Genomic DNA, 21,384 nt, shown 5'->3' on the forward strand with positions numbered 1-21,384 from the left:
GAAATCTGTCGAGGCAACACAGCAATGACTACGCTTGCTGGAGATGACCCAACGGGCATTCCCATGCAAGCGCTGCTTTTATACTTCAAGGCGATGCTGAACCCCGGGCGCGGGGTGCTGCTGTTCGCCTTGCGGACGATCGCCGCCGGGCTGTTGACCCTGTACCTGGCCTTCCTGTTCGACCTCGACCAACCCAAGTGGTCGATCATGGCGGTGGTCATCGTCAGCCAGCCGTTGGCTGGCATGGCCCTGGCCCGCAGTTTCGGCCAGGTCATCGGCACCACCCTCGGGGCCGTCGTGGCGGTATTGATCATGGCGATCTTTCCCCAGGCGCCGTTGCCTTTCATCCTCACGCTGGCCCTGTGGCTGGCACTCTGTACCGCCGGCGGTACCTTGTATCGCTACACCAGTTCCCAGGCGTTTGTGTTGAGTGGCTACACGGCGGTGATCGTGGCGCTGCTGGCGGTGCCTGACCAGGACGGCACCTTCCTGCTGGCCGTGACCCGTGTGACCGAAACCCTGTTGGCGGTGGCTTGCGTGTGCGTGGTCAGCTTGCTCACGGCGCGACCGGAAGCCGTGGCCCGGGATTATTTCGCCCGGATCGATCAAGTGATCAAGCTGCTCGCGACCCATGCGGCCGCCGTCATTCGCACCGAGGAAAGCGAGGCCGACTTCCGCCGGCGGCAGATGAAGCTGTTGGGCGAGATCAGTGCCCTTGAAGGGGTACGGCGACATTTGTACTTCGATGCGCCTCGCCTGCGTAGTGCCAACGGTCTGGTGCAGTTGCTCGGCAATCAATTGGTGCTGCTGACCTCGCGGCTGATGGCGTTGCGTCACCAGCGGGAACTGCTATTAGAACGCTGGAAAGGTGCACTGCCCGTCGACTCACAGCGCCTGCTTGCCGAAGAACTGGTGTTCCTCGATGAAGTGGCCCGACAGGGGCGCTCGTTATCGACCGAGGCCCGCCACCATTTCACTGCGCTGCAACAACGTTTCGATGAACTGGCCTACCGCTCTGAACGACTGGCCGAAACGATGCCGGCCACGTTGCGCTCCCTGGCGTGGTCGCTGCGTTGGGAGCAGGCACGGATGTTGGAGCAGCTGAATCAGATCCTGGACCTGAGCGACGCGATTCAGGAGGGGCGTGAAGCCAGTTGCGTATTTCGCGGCCAGGATAATCCGTTGCATCTGGATTTCACCCTGGCGGCGATGAATGCGATCCGCGCATTTACCGCGCTGCTGGTGGCCGGTCTGATCTGGATCGAGACCGCGTGGGACGGCGCGAGGGGTGGAATGATCGTGGTAGGGGTTCTGTGTTCCTTGATGGCGACTTTTCCGCGACCGCTACTGGCCGCCCAGAGTTTTGCCAGGGGGCTGGCCCTGGCGCTGGTGGTCTCGGCGCTCTATCAGTTCATGTTGGTGCCCATGATCAGTGACTTCGAGTTGCTGGCCTTGCTGCTGGCGCCGTTGTTGTATGCCGTCGCGGTGGGATTGGCCAGTCCGGCAACCACGGGCACGGGCATTGGTCTTGGGCTGTTGACGTTCCTGTTGCTGGGGCCGCAAAACGTGGGGACAGGCCAGAACACCGCGATCCTGTGGTTCGAATTTGCGGGCGCCTATGTCTATGCCGTCACGCTGGCGTTGAGTGTCTACGTCCTGATCTTTCCATTCAGGCCCGATTTGCGCATACGCCGGCTGTTTACCGAGAACCGCGAGCAGGTCTACGCTTTGCTGAAGACACCCGCCGCCGATGAGCAACAATTTGCCTTTGAAAGCCGCATGGTCGATCGCCTGACCATGATGTTGGGACTGTTGCCGGCTACCCCTGACAAACAGTCCGGCGAGCTGTTCGAAGTCAGCCTCGGGTGCATGGCACTGGGTGTTGCCTTGAACCAGCTCAGACAACAGGGTCAAAGCAATACGTTGCTCAGTACCGATCAACAACACCGGTTGCTGGCAGCTGTGCGTGAAACAGGACGATGGGTCGCCGGGCGCCCCGGAATTGACCTTGAACAGCTGCTGGAAACCTTGCGTGTCCTGGGCGATGAAATGGACGACCTGCATACAGACGTGCATGAACACCTGTGGTCGGTATTCAGGATGCGCGTGGCGCTGCTGATCGTGGTGTCGTTCCTGCAGCGATACCCCGGCTATTTTCAACCCGCAGGCGTGGAAGGAGTACCCGTCCTTGCCCATTGATCTGGAAGTAGGTGGCGTCTACTTGCCACCGATCGCTCAGGCCTTGCTGCTGGCCTTGCCGATTTTCCTGCTGCTGGACTGGACCTTGCGCCGCCTGGGGGTGCTGGGTTTCGTCTGGCACGAGGCCTTGTTCGAAGGCGCGTTGTACGCCTGCGTGTGCGCGACGCTGATTCTGCTGATGGGAGCCTGACGCAGTGAAGAAGATTATGCCCCGACTGGTGACGGCGGCGGTGGTCGTGCTGGCCTTTGTGCTCGGCTGGTTCGCCTGGGAGCATTACACCCGTGCGCCCTGGACCCGGGACGCGCGAGTACGCGCCGATGTGGTGACGCTATCGGCGGACGTCGCGGGTCGCATCGTCAGCCTCGCTGTCCAGGACAATCAACATGTGGAGAAGGGGCAGTTGCTCCTGGAAATCGACCCGGCGCGCTATGTTCTGGCGGTGGAGCACGCCAGGCGCTCGGTGGAGGTGGCGAAAGCGGCCCTGGGTCAATCCGAAGCGACGATCGTCGCCAGCGGCGCACTGCTCAGGCAGCGGCAGAGCGAAGAGCGCCGGCGTCGCACCCTCAAGGATCGCGCTGCAATCTCCGGCGAGGAGTGGGAGAAATCCAGCACGGACGTGGCGGTGGCGCAGGCTGAGTTGCTGCGCAACCAGGCCATCCTGGGGCTGGCCCAGGCCAACGTGCAACTGTCCATCGCGGCATTGACCCAGGCGGAACTGGATTTGCAACGCACCCGGGTCGAAGCGCCTGTCACCGGGTACGTCACCAACCTGCTGACCCGCCAGGGCGACTATGCCACCGCCGGTGGGGCGCTGTTGGCGCTGGTGGACAGCGACTCGTTTTATGTCAGCGGCTACTTTGAAGAAACCAAGTTGCCGCGAATCGAGGAGGGCGACCGGGTCCGGATCGAATTGATGAGCGGGGAAACCTTCGGCGGCACGGTGAAAAGCATTGCCTTCGCCATCGCCGACCGGGAAAACCTGCCCGGAGGCCGATTGTTGGCCAACATCAATCCCAGCTACACCTGGGTCAAACTGGCGCAGCGGGTGCCGGTGCGGATACAGATCGATGCCGACTATGCGGGTAAAAACCGCCTTCGCGCCGGGACCACGGCCACCGTCACCGTCCAGGAAAACCACACTGACGCAGGCACCCATAACCCCCTGTAGGAGCTGTGCGCAGATTCTGTGACTGGCGCAGAACCTGTAGGAGCCCGGCTTGCCGGCGAAGGGGCCCGAACAGACACCACAAAACCTTCAGAAAAAAAACCCCGCGACCGAATGAGGCGCGGGGCTAAAAGTCTGGTTGGTTGCGGCCAACCAAAGGAACTCGTTGCTAAGTTACTTGCTAGCGACTGTCTCTGGTTGCCAGCCACCGCCCAATGCCTTGTAAATCGCGACAATCCCGCGATACAGATCGACTTCCGCCTGGGCCTGGGTGTCTTCCGCGGCCAGGCGCTCACGCTGGGCATCGAGCAGGACGAGGAAGTCCGCCGTGCCTTCGCGGTAACGGATTTGTGCCAGGTCGGCGGCGGCACGGCTCGATTCACTCTGGCGAATCAGCGAAATCAGGCGTTGCTGACGCTTGCCGTAGTCGCTGAAGGCGTTTTCCGATTCTTCCAGTGCCAGCAGCACTTGCTGTTCGTAGGTCGCCAGCGCGCCTTCGGCTTCGGCATCGGCGCCGCGCAAACGGGCGCGCACACTGCCCAGGTCGAACGCCGCCCAGGTGATGCTCGGGCCCAGCGCCCAGGCGTTGGCCGCCGAGGAACCGATCTGCGAACCGCGCCCGGCGGTGAAGCCGAGGAAGCCGCTGAGGCTGACCCGCGGGAACAAGTCAGCCTTGGCCACGCCGATACGCGCCGTGGCCGCAGCCAATTGGCGTTCGGCGCTACGGATGTCCGGACGACGTTGCAGCAGTTCACCCGGATCACCGATCGGCAGGGCTTTGGCAATCGCCGGCAAGTCCTTGGGACTGAGGTCGACGCTCAGCTTGTCCGGACGTTCACCCAGCAGCGTGGCGATGCGGTTTTTCTGCCGGACCTGTTCCGCCTGCAGTTGCGGCACGCTGGCTTCCACAGACGCCAGGCGCGCATCGGCACGGACCACATCGAGCTGATCGCCCACGCCGGCATCACGCAGGCTTTCGGTGATCTTGCGCGATTCCTGCTGGTTGTTCAGGTTGGCCAGGGCGATCTTTTCCCGCAGTTGCGCACCGCGCAGTTGACCGTAGGCGTCCACCAGTTCGGCAATCATGCTGACTTGCAGCTGGTACAGATCGGCTTCGGCGGCCTGCTGCCCGGCGTCGCTGGATTCCAGATTGCGCTGGATGCGACCGAACAGGTCCAGCTCCCAGGCCATGTCCAGCCCCAGGTCGTAGCGTTCGCTGTTGACCCGGTCGGTGGTCTGGCCGGGAATCTGTCCCTTGCCCAGATTACTGCTGGCGCGACTGGTGATGGTCGGCATGGCGTCATTGCTGGCGTCGTCGCGGATCGCCCGTGCCGCTTTCCAGCGGGCGAAGGCGACGCGCAGATCACGGTTGCCTTGCAGCGATTGCGTCACCAACCGGTTGAGGGTCGGGTCTTCGAACTGCTGCCACCAGATGCCTTCGAAGCGAGCGCGGTCGAAGTTTTTCTGCCCGGCGGCGCCATCGGTAGCATGAGTGATGTTGGCCGGCTCGGTGGCCGGGGTCTTGTAGTCCGGGCCGACGGCACAGGCACTCAGGGCCAGCACCAGCAGGCTCGGCAGAAAGGCTTTCAGGCTCATTGTTGCGCCTCCAGTTTCAGCGCCTTGGCCGCTTTGCGTTTCTCGCCGCGCTCCACGAAATTACGAATCAACACGTAGAACACCGGCGTCAGCAACAGACCGAAGAAGGTCACCCCGAGCATCCCGGAGAACACCGCCACACCCATTGCGTGACGCATCTCGGCACCGGCACCGCTGGAGAACACCAATGGCACCACACCCATGATGAACGCGAAGGAGGTCATCAGGATCGGCCGCAGACGCAGGCGGCACGCTTCGAGTACTGCTTCGAGCGGGCTCATGCCTTCGTCCTGCTGTTTATCCTTGGCGAACTCGACGATCAGAATCGCGTTCTTGCAGGCAAGCCCCACCAGTACGATCAAACCGATCTGGGTGAAGATGTTGTTGTCGCCTCCCGATGCAATCACCCCGGTGATGGCCGACAACAGGGTCATCGGTACGATCAGGATCACCGCCAGTGGCAGGCTCCAGCTTTCGTACTGTGCCGCGAGTACCAGGAACGCCAGCAATACGCAGAGCGGGAACACGAACAGCGCAGTGTTGCCGGACAGAATCTGCTGGTAGGTCAGGTCGGTCCATTCGTAGGTCATGCCGTTGGGCAGTTCTTCTTTGAGCAGTTTCTCGATGGCTTTTTCCGCCTGGCCGGAGCTGTAGCCCGGGGCAGCGGCACCGTTGATTTCGGCGGTGATGAAGCCGTTGTAGTGCATCACGCGATCCGGGCCCGAGGTGTCGCTGACCTTGATGAAGGTCGCCAGCGGGATCATTTCGCCCTTGTTGTTACGCACTTTCAGCTGACCGATCTGGTCCGGCTCGAGACGGAACTGTTGCTCGGCCTGAACGTTGACCTGATAGGTGCGACCGAAGCGGTTGAAGTCGTTGGCATACAGCGAACCCAGGTAGATCTGCAGGGTGTCGAAGATGTCGCTGACGGCCACGCCATGGGTCTTGGCTTTTTCCCGGTCGATGGCGGCATCGACCTGGGGCACGTTCACCGTGTAGCTGGTGAACAGGGCGGCCAGTTCCGGTACGTTGTGGCTTTTGTTGATGATGTTCATGGTTTCTTTGTACAGCTCGTCATAGCCCAGGTTGCCCCGGTCTTCGATCTGCAGGCGGAAACCGCCAATGGTGCCCAGGCCTTGTACCGGCGGCGGCGGGAAGATCGCCATGTAGGCTTCCTGAATCCCGGCGAACTGGCCGTTCAACGCACCGGCAATCGCACCGGCAGACATGCTCGGGTCTTTACGCTCGTCGAAGGGTTTCAGGGTAACGAAGACGATGCCGGCGTTAGGGCTGTTGGTGAACCCGTTGATCGACAGGCCGGGGAACGCCACCGCACTTTCCACGCCAGGCTGTTTCAAGGCCAGGTCGGACATGCGCTTGATCACGTCTTCGGTACGGTCCAGGCTCGAGGCATCTGGCAGTTGCGCGAAGGCCACCAGGTATTGCTTGTCCTGGCCGGGGACGAAACCGGTCGGGGTGCTGGAGAAACCGAAGAACGTCAGCACCATCAGGCCGGCGTACACCAGCAGGGCGATACCGCTGCTGCGGATGACCCGGCCTACCGTACCGACATAACTGTGGCTGGCCTTGTCGAAGAAGCGGTTGAACGGACGGAACAACCAGCCACCGAAAATCTTGTCGAGGACCTTGGAGAAGCGGTCTTTCGGCGCGTCATGGCTCTTGAGCAACACCGCTGCAAGGGCTGGCGACAGGGTCAGCGAGTTGAAGGCCGAGATCACGGTCGAGATCGCAATGGTCAGGGCGAACTGTTTATAGAACTGCCCGGTCAAGCCGGAGATGAAGGCCGCCGGGATGAACACTGCACACAACACCAGCGCCGTCGCTATGATCGGACCGGTCACTTCGCGCATCGCACGCTTGGTCGCTTCGACCGGCGTCAGGCCCAGTCCGATATTTCGCTCGACGTTCTCCACCACCACGATCGCATCGTCGACCACGATACCGATCGCCAGTACCAGCCCGAACAGCGACAGGGCGTTCAACGAGAAGCCGAACAGGTGCATCACGGCAAAGGTACCGATCAGCGACACCGGCACCGCCACCAACGGAATGATCGAGGCGCGCCAGGTCTGCAGGAACAGGATCACCACCAACACCACGAGGATCAGTGCTTCGAACAGGGTGTGAACCACCGCCTCGATGGAACCGCGCACGAAGATCGTCGGGTCATAGACGATGCTGAAGTCCATGCCTTCCGGGAAGCTCTTCTTCAGCTCCGCCATCTTGTCGCGCACTTCGTTGGAAATCTCGATCGCGTTGGAACCCGGACGCTGGAAGATCGGGATCGCCACCGCCGGCTGGTTGTTCAGCAAGGAGCGCAGGGCGTATTGGCTGGAGCCCAGTTCGATGCGAGCGATGTCTTTCAGACGCGTGATTTCACCGTTGTCGCCAGAGCGAATGATGATGTTCTCGAACTCTTCTTCGGACACCAGGCGACCCTGGGTGTTGACCGACAGCTGGAATGCCGTGGCATTCGGTGCCGGCGGGGCGCCCAAGGCACCGGCCGCCACCTGCCGGTTCTGCTCACGAATCGCCGTCACCACATCGGTGGCGGTCAGGTTGCGCGAAGCGGTCTTGTTCGGATCGAGCCACACCCGCAGCGAATAATCGCCCATGCCGAACAGCTGCACGTCACCGACACCGCCCAGGCGCGCCAGCTCGTCCTTGATGTTGAGCAAGGCGTAGTTGGACAGGTAGAGCATGTCGTAGCGTTTGTCCGGCGAGGTCAAGTGCACAACCATGGTCAGGTCGGGCGATGCCTTGTCGACGGTGATACCGATGCGCGTCACTTCCTCGGGAAGCTTGGGTTCGGTGCGGGTCACACGGTTCTGCACCTGCACCTGCGCGTTGTCCAGGTCAGTGCCCAGGGCGAAGGTGATGGTCAGGGTGATCTTGCCGTCGGCGGTGGACTGCGAGGACATGTACAGCATGTTCTCGACACCGGTGATGGCTTGCTCCAGGGGAGCGGCCACGGTTTCACCGATGACTTTGGGGTTGGCGCCCGGGAAGTTGGCGCGGACCACCACGGTCGGTGGCACCACTTCGGGGTATTCGCTGATCGGCAACTGGAACAGCGAGATGGCACCGGCGATCAGGATCAGCAGCGACAGCACCGCTGCGAAGATCGGCCGTGAAATGAAGAATTGGGAAAAATTCATCGTAGGGATCCCTTAACCGCGTGGTGTCGCAGCAGCCACTTTCACAACCGCACCCGACGCGACCTTGGCAGGTGCGACTTGGGGCAGGTTGCTGGCTTCCAGCGCTTGTCGTTGTTGAGCCAGAGCGGCGAGGGTTTCCTGGCTGGCCATCGGGATCACTTCAGGGGTGACCGGCGAACCAGGACGTACACGTTGCAGGCCCTTGACGATGACGGTGTCATCCTTGTTCAGGCCGTTGCGCACGATGCGCAAGCCTTCGATCTTCGGACCCAGCTCGACCGAGCGATACACGGTCTTGTTGTCGGCATCCATCACCAGCACGAACTTCTTGCCCAGGTCGGTGCCGACCGCTTCGTCGTTGATCAGCACGGCGGAGTAGGTGCCGCTGCCGACCAGTTTCAAGCGCGCGTAGAGACCCGGGGTATAAGTACCGTCAGTGTTATCGAACACCGCGCGGCCACGGATGGTGCCGGTCTTCGGGTTGACCTGGTTGTCGACGAAGTTCATCACGCCCTGGTGCGGGTTGCCGTCTTCGTTGGACAGGCCGAGGTAAACCGGGGTGGTGGCGCCACGTTTACCCTCGCGGGCGAGGGCGGTGTACTTGAGGAACACGCGCTCGTCGGCGTCGAAGTAGGCATAGACCTTGTCGGTGGACACGACGCTGGTCAGCGCGGTGGTATCGGCGGTCACCAGGTTGCCCGCGGTGATTTCCGCACGGCTGACACGGCCACTGATCGGTGCGGTGACGCGGGTGAAGCTCAGGTTCAATTTCGCCAGATCAAGCTGCGCCTGGAGTGCGCCGACGGCGGCGCGGGCTTCCTGGGCAGCGCTGGTGCGCGAATCGGCCAGCTCGGCGGAAATCGCGTTGCTGGTGCGCAAGCGTTCACCGCGGCGGGCTTCGTTCTCGCTGCGGGTCGCGTTGGCGCGGGACTGGGCAACCAGGGCTTCGAGTCGGCGGACCTCAGCCTGGAACGGACGCGGGTCAATCTGGAACAGCAGGTCGCCTTTCTTGACCAAGGCGCCTTCGGTGAAAGCCACTTCATCGATCTGGCCGGAGACCCGAGGCCGGATCTCCACGGTTTCCGGGGCTTCGAGGCGCCCGGTGAATTCGTCCCATTCGTTGACTGGTTGTTCCAGTACCTTGGCCACACTGACCTTGGCCGCGGGCAGCGTGGCGGCGGTGTCCGGAGCCTTGCCGCAGGCGCTCATCACCAACATGGCCAACAGGGCCAAGGGGAAGCGCATATGTTTGAGAGATTGTTCCATGGATGCATCCGCCAATGTATTGAGAATGGACGGATGATGCTCGGCGAGCTGGTATCTCACGAATCGAATGAGGCAAAGGTAACTATCATTCGGAATGATATAAGCGCGAAGTGAGCCCTCTAGTCTGCACCTTTCGTTAGGGGGCTATCAATTGGAATGATGACAAATCACTGTTGCGGGGAACGCAAAAGACGGGTTCAAAACTGCATGGCGTTTTTCTCGGGCAAGGTGGATCGCCGCATTGCTCGTGTCCCGCAATGATATAACCGGTTTAGTCGCAGACCTCGCGAACGGCCTTCCTGGCAGCCTCGAGCTCCGCTGATCGCGGTGCCCGCTCCTCGAGCACTTGCGCATGTGACAGCGCTGCGTCACACAGTGCCTCCTGGTTCCGGCTCTCCTGCTGCGACCAGCCGTAGTACCCGCACACCGCCAGCACGGCGAACGCGAGCTGCGCTCCACGGCCCGCCCAATCCATCCAGTCGACGCCCGCCAGGGCCTTTCTGATGTTCATCGCGGTCCCTCGTTGTGCTGTGCTCCAGTCTCTTTTGGCCACTCGCAAGGGGGGCGAGCGACCTCGAAAGGGGAACCCTGAAAGATCCCAGTATGGCGCTGGCTGGCTTTCGATGTACCTCCATATTGGGATCGGATGTAAAGCAGGGCTCCTGGTTGGAGGGGCAATCTGAAGTTGTTCGCAGGCGGCGCCTGCGACCGACCGCAGATTCAGCGCAAGTGCACGTAGGTACCCGGCGCAGCCTCAGCCGCAGCATAAGCCCTGTTGCCCAGTTTACGGGGAGCCTTTTTATGAGCGCCCGAGCGTGCCTGCAGCCAGGCCAGCCAATGGGTCCACCAGGAGCCTGCCTGTTGACTGGCAGCTTCCATCCACTCCTGAGCCTCGACTGGCAGCTCGCTGCCGGTCATGAAGCGCGCCTTGGGGTTGCCCGGCGGGTTGAGGACGCTCTGGATATGCCCGCTGTTGGACACCACGAACTCGCCCTGACCGCCAAACAGATGCATGGAGCGGTAGCAGGCGTCCCACGGGGTGATGTGGTCGGTCAGGCCTGCAACGCAGTAGAAGTCACTGGTGACCTGACTGAGGTCTATCGGTGTGCCGCAGACCTCCAGAGCACCGGCGCGGGCGAGGGGATTGGTCTGGTACATGTCAATGAATTCGCCGTGCAGCGTGGCCGGCAGGTTGGTTGTGTCGTTGTTCCAGTAGAGGACATCGAATGCCGGCGGCTCGTTGCCAAGCAGGTAGTTGTTGATCCAGTAATTCCAGATCAAGTCATTGGGGCGCATCCAGGCGAAGACTTTGGCCAGCTCGCGACCTTTCAGCACGCCAGCCTGAGAGGAACGGCGCTTGGCGGCCACTAGCGACTTCTCGTCGGCGAACAGCCCGACCTGGGTGTCGGGGCGTATGTCCAACATACTGACCGCCAGGGTAAAGGCATTGACCTTTTTCTCGTCCAGGGCAGCGTAGTGGCCCAACAGCGAGGACAGGGTGCAGCCACCGGAGCAGGCTCCGAAGGTGTTCAGGTCGGCGCTGCGGGTTATCGCAAGAACCGCGTCGATCGCTTCCTTCAAGGCTTCCACGTAGCTGGACAACCCCCATTCACGCTGTGCCTTGCCCGGATTGCGCCAACTGACAGCGAAGGTCTGGATACCGCTGTCGAGGAGAAAACGGATCAGGCTCTTCTCCGGCGTCAGATCAAACAGGTAGAACTTGTTGATCTGTGGCGGTACCACCAACAATGGACGCGCCTGCACCTGCTCAGTACGGGGCTTGTACTGGATCAGCTCCAGCACCTCATTGCGAAACACCACCGCACCTTCGGTGATGCCCAGATTGTGGCCCACCTCGAAAGCCGTCTTGTCCACCTGGCTCGGCATGCCGCCGTTTTCGATCAGGTCCCGGGTCAGCTGCGAGAAACCATCCAGAATGCTCTTGCCGCCGGTTTCAAAGAAGCGCTTGAGCGCTGCCGGGTTGGCCAGGGTGTTGGTCGGCGCCATCGCCTCGGTCAGCAGGCCAATGACGAACTGACCACGATGAGCATCCTGCTCGCTAAGGTTGCTGGTGCTGATCCAGTCGTTCATCTCCTGACACCAGGCCAGGTAAGTCTTCATGTAGCGACGGTATAGCGGGTTGCGCTGCCAGGTCTGCTCGTCGAAACGTTTGTCTGCCGCTGCCGGCTTGAGCTGCGAGCGGTCGAGCAGGACATTTTTCAGCTCGACGCCGAATGCCGCCATATGCCGAGCGCTGTGCACGGGTTGCTTCAACACTTGTCGCAGGACCATGCGGGCGGTGCCGAGCAGATCGCGCCGGCGAGGACCGAACGCCGGATTCAGGCTCAGCGTGTGCATCGCAGTTTGCTGGGAGAGGTCTTTATTTTTCTTGTTCATTCATGACACCCGGTAAGGCACCCAAGACGGGCGCCCGGAAGTTGTATGGCTGCGGGCAAGCGGCCGAGCCGTGTGCCGGCCGGGCGAGCCGCACAAAGGCAGGGTTTGCCACGCAGATTTTGTGAAGTTTATAGACGGGGGGGCGGCCAGCATTTCATTGGGCGACAACGTTTTTTCAATTCATGACAATCCATGACCTTTGATCCGGGATTGTGCACGGCGTTGCCTGAGTGCAGCTTTTGGCCGTTCTCTGCCAGTTGTCACTACGGCGTGTGCTGGTCGGCACGGATGCAATTCGGGGGCTGAAGTGGTCGTCAGGCCCGCGGAGCTCATCGAAATGGGCCCCGCAGGTGCTTATGGATGACCAGATGCCCCTGAATATTAAGCGGGACGCGGTGCCTCAACAGGCGGGGTGCCGTCGTGAAACATCGTCTTCAGTTGAGCGCGCAGTTCCGGTGAGTCGGTGTGCTTGTGAACGCTGACTGCATGCTGTGCGGCGGCCTCGAGCAGTTCGCTTTCAGAGTCCGCGGACAGTGCGACTGAGCATTGGGAATCGCTCGGAAACTCGCGGCAGTCGATGTATTTACGCGCCATGATAGGTTCCTCCCTATGACGAAGGCAGGCCGTGGCCTGCGTGAACGATCGCTCGAAGCGTCACCCCATGCATCAAAGGCAATTGCGTGTCACATCGAGTGTGCCGACCCTTGAAGTATAGGCCCACCCGATGTCAGGGTAGTTGTGCCAGGCATGGAAAACGGTCGTGCGCAAACAGGTAGCGGATCACGCTGGACCGGTACCCGTCCGGGTCAGACTCCAGTGGGGCATTGATGGCATCCAGGTGTATATTGATAGTGTCGATCCAGATGGTTGAGGCGCTCGCAAATCGTCGGTGACGTGAAAGGCGAGAGCGCTGGGGGAGCTGGATATCCCGGAACGTTTGGAGGTGTTACATGAGCCAATATCAACGACTCTTCTTGATAGCCGGTCCAGCCATGCGTCACACGCCGGCGTTGGAGCGAGCGGTCGCCATTGCCGAAGCCACCGGCGCAGCGCTGCACATCACGGTGTTTATCGAAGACTCCAACCTCTTGGGCCTGATGAACGCCGGTGCGCGTTTTCGTGAGGCCTGTCAGAAAGAGAACGAAACGTGGCTCAAGGATGAGGCCGATCTGATCCGCGGGCGCGGGGTGATGGTGAGTACCGAAGTGATTGTTACGCGCACCGCGCTGCAAGAAATACTTCGGCATGTGGCAGAAATGCAGCCGGACCTGGTGATCAAGGACGTGCACCACGAGTCGGCGCTCAAACGCGTTTTCATTACGCCGCTGGATTGGCACCTGTTGCGCGAATGTCCGGTGGCTGTGCATCTGGTCAGCGAAGTCAGGTGTCCACTTCCGCGGGTGGTCGTGGCGGCAGTCGATCCGTCACAACCCGAGACTCAGATCACTGGCATCAACGACCGCATCATCCAGGCGGCGAACGGATTGTCGATGCAATGCAGCGCGGAGCTGCATCTGCTGCATGCCTACGATCTCTCGCTGACACATATCTCCGACGCAGGCGCCGGGGCAGTGACGATGCCAGGCTTCAGCAGCGATGTGCGCAAGTCACTGCAAAAGTCATTTATCGCATTGGCCGCCCACTACGGCGTGCCCACTGAGCGACAACACTTCGTTGAAGGGCCGCCTGGCAAAGCGCTGGCCGACTTTGCAGCGCATCACCGGGCCGATGTGATCGTCATGGGAAATGCGCATCGCAAGGGACTGGGCAAATGGGTGGGCAGCACGACGGAGCATGTTCTGTATCAAGTGCCCTGCAACATTTTCGCCGTTACCGGGTCTGCGGATCAGTGAATGGATTCGCTATCGGACAAAACAGGAGACTGCGGATATTGCGCCAAGAATGGCTTACTTGCCCTTGGTCGGCGAAAACCTGACTAAAGTTCCGTTATTATAAATCGCTATTAACTTACGAGCGATTCGTAATTGCCGGCTAAAACCTCGTACCCACTGCACAAGCTCACTCTAAAAAAGTTCAATTAAACATTTTAAATATCCAATTAGTGAACTATACCGAAAAGTGCAATCGCTCCTGGCTCTTTGAAAAACAGCGTCGGCATTGTCTTGCCGGGGGTCAACACTTTGAACAGGGCAAGGAGTGTGCGATGGCTGATTCGAGCAAGAAAATGGGCCTGATGGGGCTCACCACCCTGGTAACGGTCAACATGATGGGGTCGGGCATCATCATGCTCCCCACCAACATGGCCCAACTGGGTGCCGTCTCGCTGTTGTCGTGGATTTTCACAGCGATCGGCTCGATGGCCATTGCCTACTGCTTCGCCCAGTGCGGGGTGTTCTGCTCGCGTTCCGGCGGCTTGTCCGCCTACACCGAAGAGGCTCATGGGAAGTCGGGGTTCTTCCTCTGCTCGTACCTGTACTTCCTGTCCCTGGCGATCGCCAACGTCGCCGTCGCGATCTCGGCGGTGGGCTACATGAGCGCCTTCCTGCCCTGGCTGAGCAGTGGTGCCATCCCGCTATTCGTCGGCACGGTCGGGCTGATCTGGATCACCATCATCGCCAACTTCGGTGGCCCAAGCATCACCGGCAAGATCGGCGCGATCACCGTGTGGGGCGTGATCATTCCGGTGGCGGGCCTGAGCATCATCGGCTGGTTCTGGTTCGACGCCAACGTGCTGGAGGCCGCCTGGAACCCCAACAACCTGGCCATCTCCGAAGCCATCGGCAAGGCCATTCCCCTGACCCTGTGGGCCTTCCTCGGCATGGAATCGGCAGCCCAGGCCACCGATGCGGTGGAGGACCCCAAGCGCAATGTGCCGCTGGCCTGCCTGTTCGGCACTCTCGGTGCAGCCACTGTCTACGTGCTGTCGACCACGGTCATCCAGGGCATCATTCCGAACGCCGAACTGGCCAACTCCTCGGCGCCTTTCGCGCTGGTCTACGCCAAGATGTTCAGCCCGCTGGTGGGTAATATCGTCATGGCCCTGGCGGTCATGGCTTGCGTGGGCTCGCTGCTGGGCTGGCAGTTCACCCTGGCCCAGACCGCGAAGATGACCGCCGACCAGAACCTGTTCCTCAAGCTGTTCAGCAAGGTCAACGCCAGCGATGCGCCCGTGGTCGGCATGATCGTCTGCGGTGTGCTGCAGACGCTGATGGCGGTGTCGACCATTTCTCCCGATGCCGCTGCCCAGTTCAGCAAACTGGTCAGCCTGGCGGCCGTGACCAACCTGATCCCTTACATCACGGCGCTGACCGGTTTGCTGGTGATCATGCACAAGGCCCAGGTGGGGCCCGCGGTGTACTCGCGCAACCTGGTGGTGCTGCTGGTGGCGGTGGCCTACTCGTTGTATGCGCTATACGCCTGCGGCAAGGATGCGGTATTGGGCGGCACGCTGGTGCTCGCCTTTGGTTACCTGCTCTATGGCTTCCTCGCCAAGCGTTTCGTCGACGCGCCAACCGTCACCCAGGCCAGGACCGGCAATGTTTAGGCATGGCAATCAGGACTGCTCAGACTTGTACACGGGGAACCGGACATGAACGTACCACTTGCAAAAACCATTCGCCTGCTGCTCGCCCTGGTGTTCACCGCGCTGCCGATGGTGGCGAGTGCCAACACCCTGGAGCGCATCCGCACCAGCAATGCCTTTACCCTGGGCTACGTGCCCGACCTGTCGCCCTTCAGCGTTCAGGATGGCGACAAAGCCAGCGGTTATGCCATCGACCTGTGCCTGAAGATCGCCGACAAGCTCAAGACCGAACTCAACCTGCCCAACCTGCAGTTGCGGTACCAGCCCGTCACGGTCGCGGAAGAGACCAGCGCGGTGAAACTGGGCAAGGTCGACATCCTCTGCACGCCGACCCCGCCAACCCTCGAACGGCGCAAGACCATCAGCTACTCGATACCGGTGTATACCGCCGGCCTCTCGGTACTGGTGCGCAAGGATGCCGCCGAACCGCTGCTTAACGCGCTCAACGGCAAGGAGGCCAACCCCGGCCCGACCTGGCGGGGTACGATCAACCGCGGCCTGGCCAACCAGACCTACGCCACCATCGAGGGCGGTGTGACCGAAGACTGGATTCGCGAGCGGATGCGCATGCTTGGCGTGATCGCTTCACTGGTGACCGTGGCCAACATCAACGAAGGTGCCAGCCTGGTGGCCGCGCGCAAGGCCGATGCGTTCTTCGCCGAGCGCATGCTGCTGAAAAACCTGGTGGCCAAGGGGGATGCCAACAATGACCTGATGGTCCTGGACCGCATCTTCGAGTTCGCCCCGGTGGCGATGATCGTCGAGCGCGGTGACGAAGACTTCCGCCTCCTGGTCGATATGGCCCTGAGCGAGGCTTATCGTTCCGGTGCCATCGAGCAGGAGTACGACAAGTACCTGGGCGGGATCGACGCGACGATGAAAAAGCTGTTCCGGGTGTATGCATTGCCCTGAACAGCGTTCAGGAAAAACAAGGAAGGGAAGTCCCGCACGATTGGTTTTGGATCAAGCAGGGTGATTTGATATATATCAACATCAGTCACATTCCAGCGGAGCAACCTGAGTTAACGCTGGTGCTTGATCCGGCGTGGACGCAACGGCCGAGCCCTGCGATGAGCAGCGACAGGCGTTGAAATCCCTCTGCCTGGAGTCAGATCGTGAGCCAGTATGAACGGTTGTTACTCATCACCCACCTGGCCCTGCGCCATTCTCCGGCGATCGACCATGCAGCAGCGCTGGCCAAGGCCAGTGGTGCAAAGTTGCATATCATGGCGTTGATTCCTTCGTTAAAACTGTTGTCACTGCTCGAAGAATGCGATCGGAAACCAGTTCGCGAGCGTTACCTGCAGGACCATCGCGACTGGTTGAAGGACCAGGTCAGAAAATTCCATGGCAGAGGGATCGAGGTGACCACCCAGTTGGCTTGGGCTGATGACATGGAGCAAGACATCCTTGAACATGTCAGGGAACTGCAGCCCAACGTGTTGATCAAGGAAATCCAACACGACGCATCACTCAAACGCGCGTTCTTCACTCCGCTGGACTGGCACTTGCTGCGCCACTGCCCGATACCGGTTTATCTGGTGGGCGGCGTTCGTCATGCCTTGCCGCGCAAGGTCGTCGCGGCGGTTGATACGACGGCGGGCGACTCTGAAAACAAAGAACTGAATGACCATATCGTCCAACAGGCTTCCAGTCTCGCGCAACAGTGTGATGCCGAATTGCATTTGCTTTATGCCTATGACATTTCGCAAGACTATCTGGAGGAATTGGGCGGTGGCTTGAAACTGTCGGAGCTGACCAATTGGCGGCGCAAAAAGTTGGAGAAATCGTTCCTGGAACTCGCCGGCCGATACGGTGTTCCCGCGGACCGTAGGCATTTCGTACTGGGGCATCCTGTTACGGCGCTGAGCGAGTTCGCCAACAAGCATCAAGTGGATGTGATCGTGATGGGCCGGGTCCAGGACCAGGGTCTGGTCAAGCTTCTGGGCAGCACGACTGAACATATTCTGTACCAGGTGCCTTGCAGCGTTCTGGCAGTCTAGCGCGGACGCTTCCTATAACAGCTGGTGTGGTAGTGAGGATTTGATATGAACGTCTTGCTTAATGAACTGCACGCTTATCATCATGAGGTTGCTACCAAAATTACTCAGATCAAAGCATTGGTGGGTAGGCTGAAGCATGAATCTGCTGGTGCCGATGACTTCAAGCAGTTGTTCAAGATGCTGGAAGCCTTGCATGGTGACGCAGAGCGACGCCATCATGAAAATGAAGAGCTTATTCGGCGGGCACTGCTAGCGACTGATGCACCGATCCACCAACGGGTCAAGGATATCGAGCGAGATCATCTGGCATTTGGGCGTATTGCTGGACAGCTCAAGATGTTGGAAGACTCAACTCAGGAGGCAAGAGTGATCGCTGACACTATCGAAGACTTCATCAGGAAATACTACGATCATATGGAAGCTGAAGAGAGCATTTTCTTTCCGATGGCTGATAAGTGGTTATCAGACATCCAGTGGGAGGAAACAAAGCGTCAATGGCATTAAGAGGGGGATGACGGCGCCCATGTCTAAAGGGAACAAAATGTGTTGGGTTCGTTGCGGCCAAAGATAATTCATGAAATCCGCCTACGAGACCCTACGTTACGACTAACCTAATTGATCAAAACTCCTGTTATACAAAAATAACAATGAGGCTAGTCGATGGAGATCTCGCGTTGGGCATTACTTTGTTTTTTACCCGGTGCATTTACGACACCCGCTTTTGCAGCAGACGCACAAAAAATATTCTCCCAAGGTGGGTCTAATCCAGGAGCCATCGCCTGCTCAACCTGTCATGGTGCGGATGGCTTAGGGATGCCTTCTGCGGGTTTTCCAAGGCTTGCAGGCCTACCTGCTGATTACCTGACGAAGCAAATCTCTGATTTCCGCTCAGGTTCAAGGAGCAATCCAATAATGCTTCCAATCGCTCAGGCGTTGAGCGAAGACGAATCAAAAGCCCTCGCAGTTATGCTCGCCAAGATGCCAAGTCCAGCAGTAAAACCAGTGAATCGTGCGCACGTAGCGAAAGGACCAGGGGAAATCCTGGCTTTGAGAGGCGCATGGGATCGGAATATTCCCGAGTGCGTAGCGTGCCATGGTCCAAGTGGTATCGGTGTCGGTGCCACCTTTCCGCCACTCTCCGGTCAGTCGGCTCAGTACCTCAAATCACAATTGAATGCCTGGCGGCAAAATACTCGAAAAAATGATCAAGACGATCTCATGGGCCACATTGCGCGCTCACTCACCGATACCGAGGTCGAGGCTGTTTCCCAATATTTTGCTGAGCTCAGTAAATAGAGGCCTAGCCATGAAATCCGTCATTGTTGCACTTATTACTTTCAACATTATATCAATGGCTTGTGCTACTGAAATTGTAGAACCAACCGCACCACCCAAAATCCCGAATCCAACTCAGAATCAAGCTCCCACATTTCTCCCTCCCGCGGAGGAGACGCTACCTGACAATGCTTTTGGTCGATTAGTCCAGCAAGGCCACGCGATCTTTGTAGATACGAAAGCCAACGCATCCGAGTTCGTAGGAAACGGATTAAATTGCACCAACTGTCATTTAGAGCAGGGAAGAAAAGCCGACTCTGCCCCTCTTTGGGGGGCTTACACAATGTACCCGGCCTATCGAAAAAAGAACGACAAGGTCAATACCTACGCTGAGCGCTTACAAGGGTGTTTTCAGTTCAGCATGAACGGGAAACCGCCTCCAGCTGACAGTCAAGTCATCTCTGCTCTTACCGCATACTCATATTGGCTCGCAACTGGCGCACCTACAGGGCAAGAGCTGCCTGGACGTTCTTACCCCGAGATTCCTGAACCTACCGGAGGTTTCGATCTCGCCAAGGGAAAGGCAATCTACGCTAGGCAGTGTTCTGTATGCCACGGAGATGAAGGTGAAGGCCAGAAAGCCGGGGGCGACTATGTGTTTCCACCGCTATGGGGTAAAGATTCATTCAACTGGGGTGCGGGGATGCATCGAATCAATACCGCAGCCGGCTTCATAAAATCGAACATGCCCTTGGGTAAGGGGGGAACGCTTTCCACCGATGAGGCATGGCACGTTGCAGCCTATATGAACAGTCACGAACGACCAAAAGACCCAAGGATGATTGCCGGCTCTGTCGAGCAGACCAGATTAAAATTTCACGCGAATGATGGGGTCAATCTCTATGGGCAAAAGGTGAATGGAGTGATAGTCGGCCAAGGTACTGAGTGAGTCAGTACTGGCCCACACCTATTGCGCCTTGCGGTAGGCATTATTTGCTCTGCACTACTCGAACATGTGCATGGCTTATAGCTTTGTAGACGCGAATCGATCTTAAAATCGGCCACCAGTCATATAGAAAAATCTGCAGCGGTCGCCACATTGCCACCCAGCCAACGATCATCAGACTTTCGCGCGCTATGCCGACTACGGCGCTAGCACTAAGTTGGCCGATGACATCGGCTGCAACCAGGCAAAGGGTAACAAAGCCGATGCCGATCAACAGGCTAATGCGGCCTTCTCGAAGGAGGCGCTTCAACTCGCTGCGCGCGAGACCTGCTTTATGATCAAAGTAGTTGTGGATTGCCTCGACCATGATCGTACTTGGATCGCCTTCTGTTGGCAGGTGCTCAAGGTGGATTGTGATACGAAGCAGGCTATCCGACGGAAACTCTGCTGCCCAGGTCTCGATGAACGCTTCAGCTTCGCGATCAAGATCCTTGTTAAGAAAAGGTGTCGGATCCATCGAGTTGAACAACTGTCCAAGTTCGCTTACCCGGAGTTGAAGGTGATGCTCATGGTGATGTTTTTTTTTCATGGCATACTCGATTATCATGCATTGACAGTTTCGAGTCGCGCGACTCGTTTGCGCGGCGCCTCTGTTCTAGCACAGCGCACTGACCGCCGCTGGCATCACCCTCAAATTCCAACTCCAATTTACACTACAGCCTGCCGGTGAACGGCGAGCTAGAGAGAACGTGATTGGCGCGGGCGGATTATCCGAGGAGGACAGCCATGAACGAGGAATTGAGAGGGATCGTATCAGCTGATGAGATTCAGCATCAGCTGATACGTCTGGATACCCTCGTGCGACTGCACTTTGATCAGGACGACGGCACGTTGAGCAGTCGCTAAGGTGGCTCGAGTTGATTCAAAACGATCTCAGTCGAGCTCGGCAACGCGCCGCAGCGCAGGTGCCCATTAGTTTTTCTTCTTGATTAGCTTTCCTATGTAGTACTTGAGGCTAAAACGATCTTTAGGCCTTGGCTTGTAGTGTGTTTTGTTTCTTTGTGCAGGGTCGGCCACCACGGTTGCTGCGGTGTAGTAATAGAGCGCTATGGATCTACGAGTGATGTGTGGCGGAGTCGTTAATGGTTCAGGATGCCCGTGATTGCTGTCCTTGTCTGTGTTGAAAATTACACAGCGGTTATAAATCGGCAGGATTTTTTTAAGGCAAGTCTTCATGTCGACATCCCAAAGCTCCAAATTTCCGCCGTATTCTTCTTGCCAGTCTTTGTTCAGATAGATAATGGCGTTCAGTCTTCGGTGGATATTGAGTTTCTTGTTGAGTCGGAAGTCCGAGTGAACGCCAAGGTAGCCACCACTTTTTGTTTCGTGCAGCCCGCCACCGGTGAAATAGGGGTCGGGTATCAAGCCCTCAATGCCCGTCAGTTTTTCAAGAAACTGCAACATGGGCGCGGAGTTAAAGGCGTTGAAAACAGCCTTCAGATAGGGCGTGCATTCGTTGGGGCTGATTTGGCGTTTATTTTGACCTTTATAGCCACGTTCGTAGAGCATTTCGTTGGCGGTGGGCTCGACTGGAAAGTTCGAACAAATATTTGCAATCAGGTCTTCCGGTAGAAAGTTATCGATGACGATGTGTGGAAATGGGGTGGCCTGGACGTAGCTATTTGCTAGCGATTGACCGAAAGCACTGGCCGCTTCTTGGTCGAAATCAAGCTCGGGGGAATGGGTGATGGATAGCCTGTTAATGTCGGGTGTCATCGCAACTCCAACGAGAAAATATAAAAATCTTTAAACG

The 21,384-nt window shown here is 58.7% G+C and carries 18 protein-coding genes; 10 read left to right on the plus strand and 8 right to left on the minus strand.

The window, feature by feature from the left end; translation table 11 throughout:
• Window positions 1–63 precede the first annotated feature (63 nt).
• The 3 genes from PMA3_RS13455 to PMA3_RS13465 are packed head-to-tail and all read left to right on the plus strand — an operon-like array spanning window position 64 to window position 3,368.
• Window positions 64–2,199, plus strand: a complete 2,136-nt coding sequence (locus PMA3_RS13455) for an FUSC family protein (RefSeq protein WP_064677611.1) — start codon at window positions 64–66, stop codon at window positions 2,197–2,199.
• Entirely contained in the window at window positions 2,189–2,389 is a 201-nt protein-coding gene (locus PMA3_RS13460; protein ID WP_064677612.1) for a DUF1656 domain-containing protein, read from the plus strand. The genes PMA3_RS13455 and PMA3_RS13460 overlap by 11 nt, the downstream gene beginning before the upstream one ends.
• Before the next feature lie 4 nt (window positions 2,390–2,393).
• Complete coding sequence (locus tag PMA3_RS13465) at window positions 2,394–3,368, plus strand: HlyD family secretion protein (protein WP_064677613.1); 975 nt, start codon at window positions 2,394–2,396, stop codon at window positions 3,366–3,368.
• Between the two features lie 171 nt (window positions 3,369–3,539).
• On the opposite strand, the gene PMA3_RS13470 is transcribed toward PMA3_RS13465, so the two are convergent.
• From PMA3_RS13470 to PMA3_RS13495, 6 genes are all read right to left on the minus strand, one after another.
• Window positions 3,540–4,961, minus strand: a complete 1,422-nt coding sequence (locus PMA3_RS13470; RefSeq protein ID WP_064677614.1) for an efflux transporter outer membrane subunit — start codon at window positions 4,959–4,961, stop codon at window positions 3,540–3,542.
• Window positions 4,958–8,140 (minus strand): efflux RND transporter permease subunit, encoded by a 3,183-nt coding sequence (locus PMA3_RS13475; protein WP_064677615.1) that lies wholly within the window; start codon window positions 8,138–8,140, stop codon window positions 4,958–4,960. Before PMA3_RS13475 ends, PMA3_RS13470 begins: the two co-directional genes overlap by 4 nt.
• Before the next feature lie 12 nt (window positions 8,141–8,152).
• Window positions 8,153–9,406: a multidrug efflux RND transporter periplasmic adaptor subunit MexE gene (mexE, locus tag PMA3_RS13480; RefSeq protein ID WP_064677616.1), complete on the minus strand. Its 1,254-nt coding sequence runs from the start codon at window positions 9,404–9,406 to the stop codon at window positions 8,153–8,155.
• Between the two features lie 271 nt (window positions 9,407–9,677).
• Window positions 9,678–9,917, minus strand: a complete 240-nt coding sequence (locus tag PMA3_RS13485; RefSeq protein WP_064677617.1) for a hypothetical protein — start codon at window positions 9,915–9,917, stop codon at window positions 9,678–9,680.
• A gap of 209 nt (window positions 9,918–10,126) precedes the next feature.
• Window positions 10,127–11,803: a class II poly(R)-hydroxyalkanoic acid synthase gene (gene phaC / locus PMA3_RS13490; RefSeq protein ID WP_064677618.1), complete on the minus strand. Its 1,677-nt coding sequence runs from the start codon at window positions 11,801–11,803 to the stop codon at window positions 10,127–10,129.
• 381 nt (window positions 11,804–12,184) lie between these two features.
• The gene (locus PMA3_RS13495; protein ID WP_020795174.1) at window positions 12,185–12,397 is read right to left on the minus strand and encodes a DUF1059 domain-containing protein; all 213 of its coding nucleotides are present in this window, start codon (window positions 12,395–12,397) and stop codon (window positions 12,185–12,187) included.
• A gap of 356 nt (window positions 12,398–12,753) precedes the next feature.
• Here PMA3_RS13495 and PMA3_RS13500 point away from each other — a divergent pair, with 356 nt between their 5' ends.
• From PMA3_RS13500 to PMA3_RS13530, 7 genes are all read left to right on the plus strand, one after another.
• Window positions 12,754–13,656 (plus strand): universal stress protein, encoded by a 903-nt coding sequence (locus PMA3_RS13500; protein WP_064677619.1) that lies wholly within the window; start codon window positions 12,754–12,756, stop codon window positions 13,654–13,656.
• Window positions 13,657–13,967: 311 nt separating this feature from the next.
• Window positions 13,968–15,308 carry a putrescine-ornithine antiporter gene (potE, locus tag PMA3_RS13505; protein WP_064677620.1) on the plus strand — a complete coding sequence of 447 codons (1,341 nt, stop codon included), beginning with the start codon at window positions 13,968–13,970 and terminating at the stop codon, window positions 15,306–15,308.
• Between the two features lie 45 nt (window positions 15,309–15,353).
• Window positions 15,354–16,259 (plus strand): amino acid ABC transporter substrate-binding protein, encoded by a 906-nt coding sequence (locus tag PMA3_RS13510; protein ID WP_064677621.1) that lies wholly within the window; start codon window positions 15,354–15,356, stop codon window positions 16,257–16,259.
• 203 nt (window positions 16,260–16,462) lie between these two features.
• Window positions 16,463–17,350, plus strand: a complete 888-nt coding sequence (locus PMA3_RS13515; protein WP_064677622.1) for a universal stress protein — start codon at window positions 16,463–16,465, stop codon at window positions 17,348–17,350.
• Between the two features lie 45 nt (window positions 17,351–17,395).
• The gene (locus tag PMA3_RS13520; RefSeq protein WP_064677623.1) at window positions 17,396–17,854 is read left to right on the plus strand and encodes a hemerythrin domain-containing protein; all 459 of its coding nucleotides are present in this window, start codon (window positions 17,396–17,398) and stop codon (window positions 17,852–17,854) included.
• A 156-nt stretch (window positions 17,855–18,010) separates the two neighbouring features.
• Window positions 18,011–18,646, plus strand: a complete 636-nt coding sequence (locus tag PMA3_RS13525; RefSeq protein WP_064677624.1) for a c-type cytochrome — start codon at window positions 18,011–18,013, stop codon at window positions 18,644–18,646.
• A 10-nt stretch (window positions 18,647–18,656) separates the two neighbouring features.
• Window positions 18,657–19,574 carry a c-type cytochrome gene (locus PMA3_RS13530; RefSeq protein ID WP_064677625.1) on the plus strand — a complete coding sequence of 306 codons (918 nt, stop codon included), beginning with the start codon at window positions 18,657–18,659 and terminating at the stop codon, window positions 19,572–19,574.
• Between the two features lie 40 nt (window positions 19,575–19,614).
• Here the strand turns inward: PMA3_RS13530 and PMA3_RS13535 are convergent, their stop codons facing one another.
• Window positions 19,615–20,160, minus strand: coding sequence for a hypothetical protein (locus tag PMA3_RS13535; protein ID WP_064680698.1), 546 nt, complete (start codon window positions 20,158–20,160; stop codon window positions 19,615–19,617).
• A 383-nt stretch (window positions 20,161–20,543) separates the two neighbouring features.
• Window positions 20,544–21,347, minus strand: a complete 804-nt coding sequence (locus tag PMA3_RS13540; RefSeq protein ID WP_064677626.1) for a 2OG-Fe(II) oxygenase — start codon at window positions 21,345–21,347, stop codon at window positions 20,544–20,546.
• Window positions 21,348–21,384 lie beyond the last annotated feature (37 nt).

Origin of the sequence: Pseudomonas silesiensis (genome assembly GCF_001661075.1) — a bacterium.
GTDB lineage: Bacteria > Pseudomonadota > Gammaproteobacteria > Pseudomonadales > Pseudomonadaceae > Aquipseudomonas > Aquipseudomonas silesiensis.

Bases quoted from the DNA above. Each gene is read 5' to 3' on its own strand.
- PMA3_RS13455 (WP_064677611.1), top strand. From the start codon at position 64: ATGCAAGCGCTGCTTTTATACTTCAAGGCGATGCTGAACCCCGGGCGC.
- PMA3_RS13470 (WP_064677614.1), bottom strand. From the start codon at position 4,961: ATGAGCCTGAAAGCCTTTCTGCCGAGCCTGCTGGTGCTGGCCCTGAGT.
- PMA3_RS13475 (WP_064677615.1), bottom strand. From the start codon at position 8,140: ATGAATTTTTCCCAATTCTTCATTTCACGGCCGATCTTCGCAGCGGTG.
- mexE (WP_064677616.1), bottom strand. From the start codon at position 9,406: ATGGAACAATCTCTCAAACATATGCGCTTCCCCTTGGCCCTGTTGGCC.
- PMA3_RS13485 (WP_064677617.1), bottom strand. From the start codon at position 9,917: ATGAACATCAGAAAGGCCCTGGCGGGCGTCGACTGGATGGATTGGGCG.
- phaC (WP_064677618.1), bottom strand. From the start codon at position 11,803: ATGAACAAGAAAAATAAAGACCTCTCCCAGCAAACTGCGATGCACACG.
- PMA3_RS13495 (WP_020795174.1), bottom strand. From the start codon at position 12,397: ATGGCGCGTAAATACATCGACTGCCGCGAGTTTCCGAGCGATTCCCAA.
- PMA3_RS13500 (WP_064677619.1), top strand. From the start codon at position 12,754: ATGAGCCAATATCAACGACTCTTCTTGATAGCCGGTCCAGCCATGCGT.
- potE (WP_064677620.1), top strand. From the start codon at position 13,968: ATGGCTGATTCGAGCAAGAAAATGGGCCTGATGGGGCTCACCACCCTG.
- PMA3_RS13510 (WP_064677621.1), top strand. From the start codon at position 15,354: ATGAACGTACCACTTGCAAAAACCATTCGCCTGCTGCTCGCCCTGGTG.
- PMA3_RS13520 (WP_064677623.1), top strand. From the start codon at position 17,396: ATGAACGTCTTGCTTAATGAACTGCACGCTTATCATCATGAGGTTGCT.
- PMA3_RS13525 (WP_064677624.1), top strand. From the start codon at position 18,011: ATGGAGATCTCGCGTTGGGCATTACTTTGTTTTTTACCCGGTGCATTT.
- PMA3_RS13530 (WP_064677625.1), top strand. From the start codon at position 18,657: ATGAAATCCGTCATTGTTGCACTTATTACTTTCAACATTATATCAATG.
- PMA3_RS13535 (WP_064680698.1), bottom strand. From the start codon at position 20,160: ATGAAAAAAAAACATCACCATGAGCATCACCTTCAACTCCGGGTAAGC.
- PMA3_RS13540 (WP_064677626.1), bottom strand. From the start codon at position 21,347: ATGACACCCGACATTAACAGGCTATCCATCACCCATTCCCCCGAGCTT.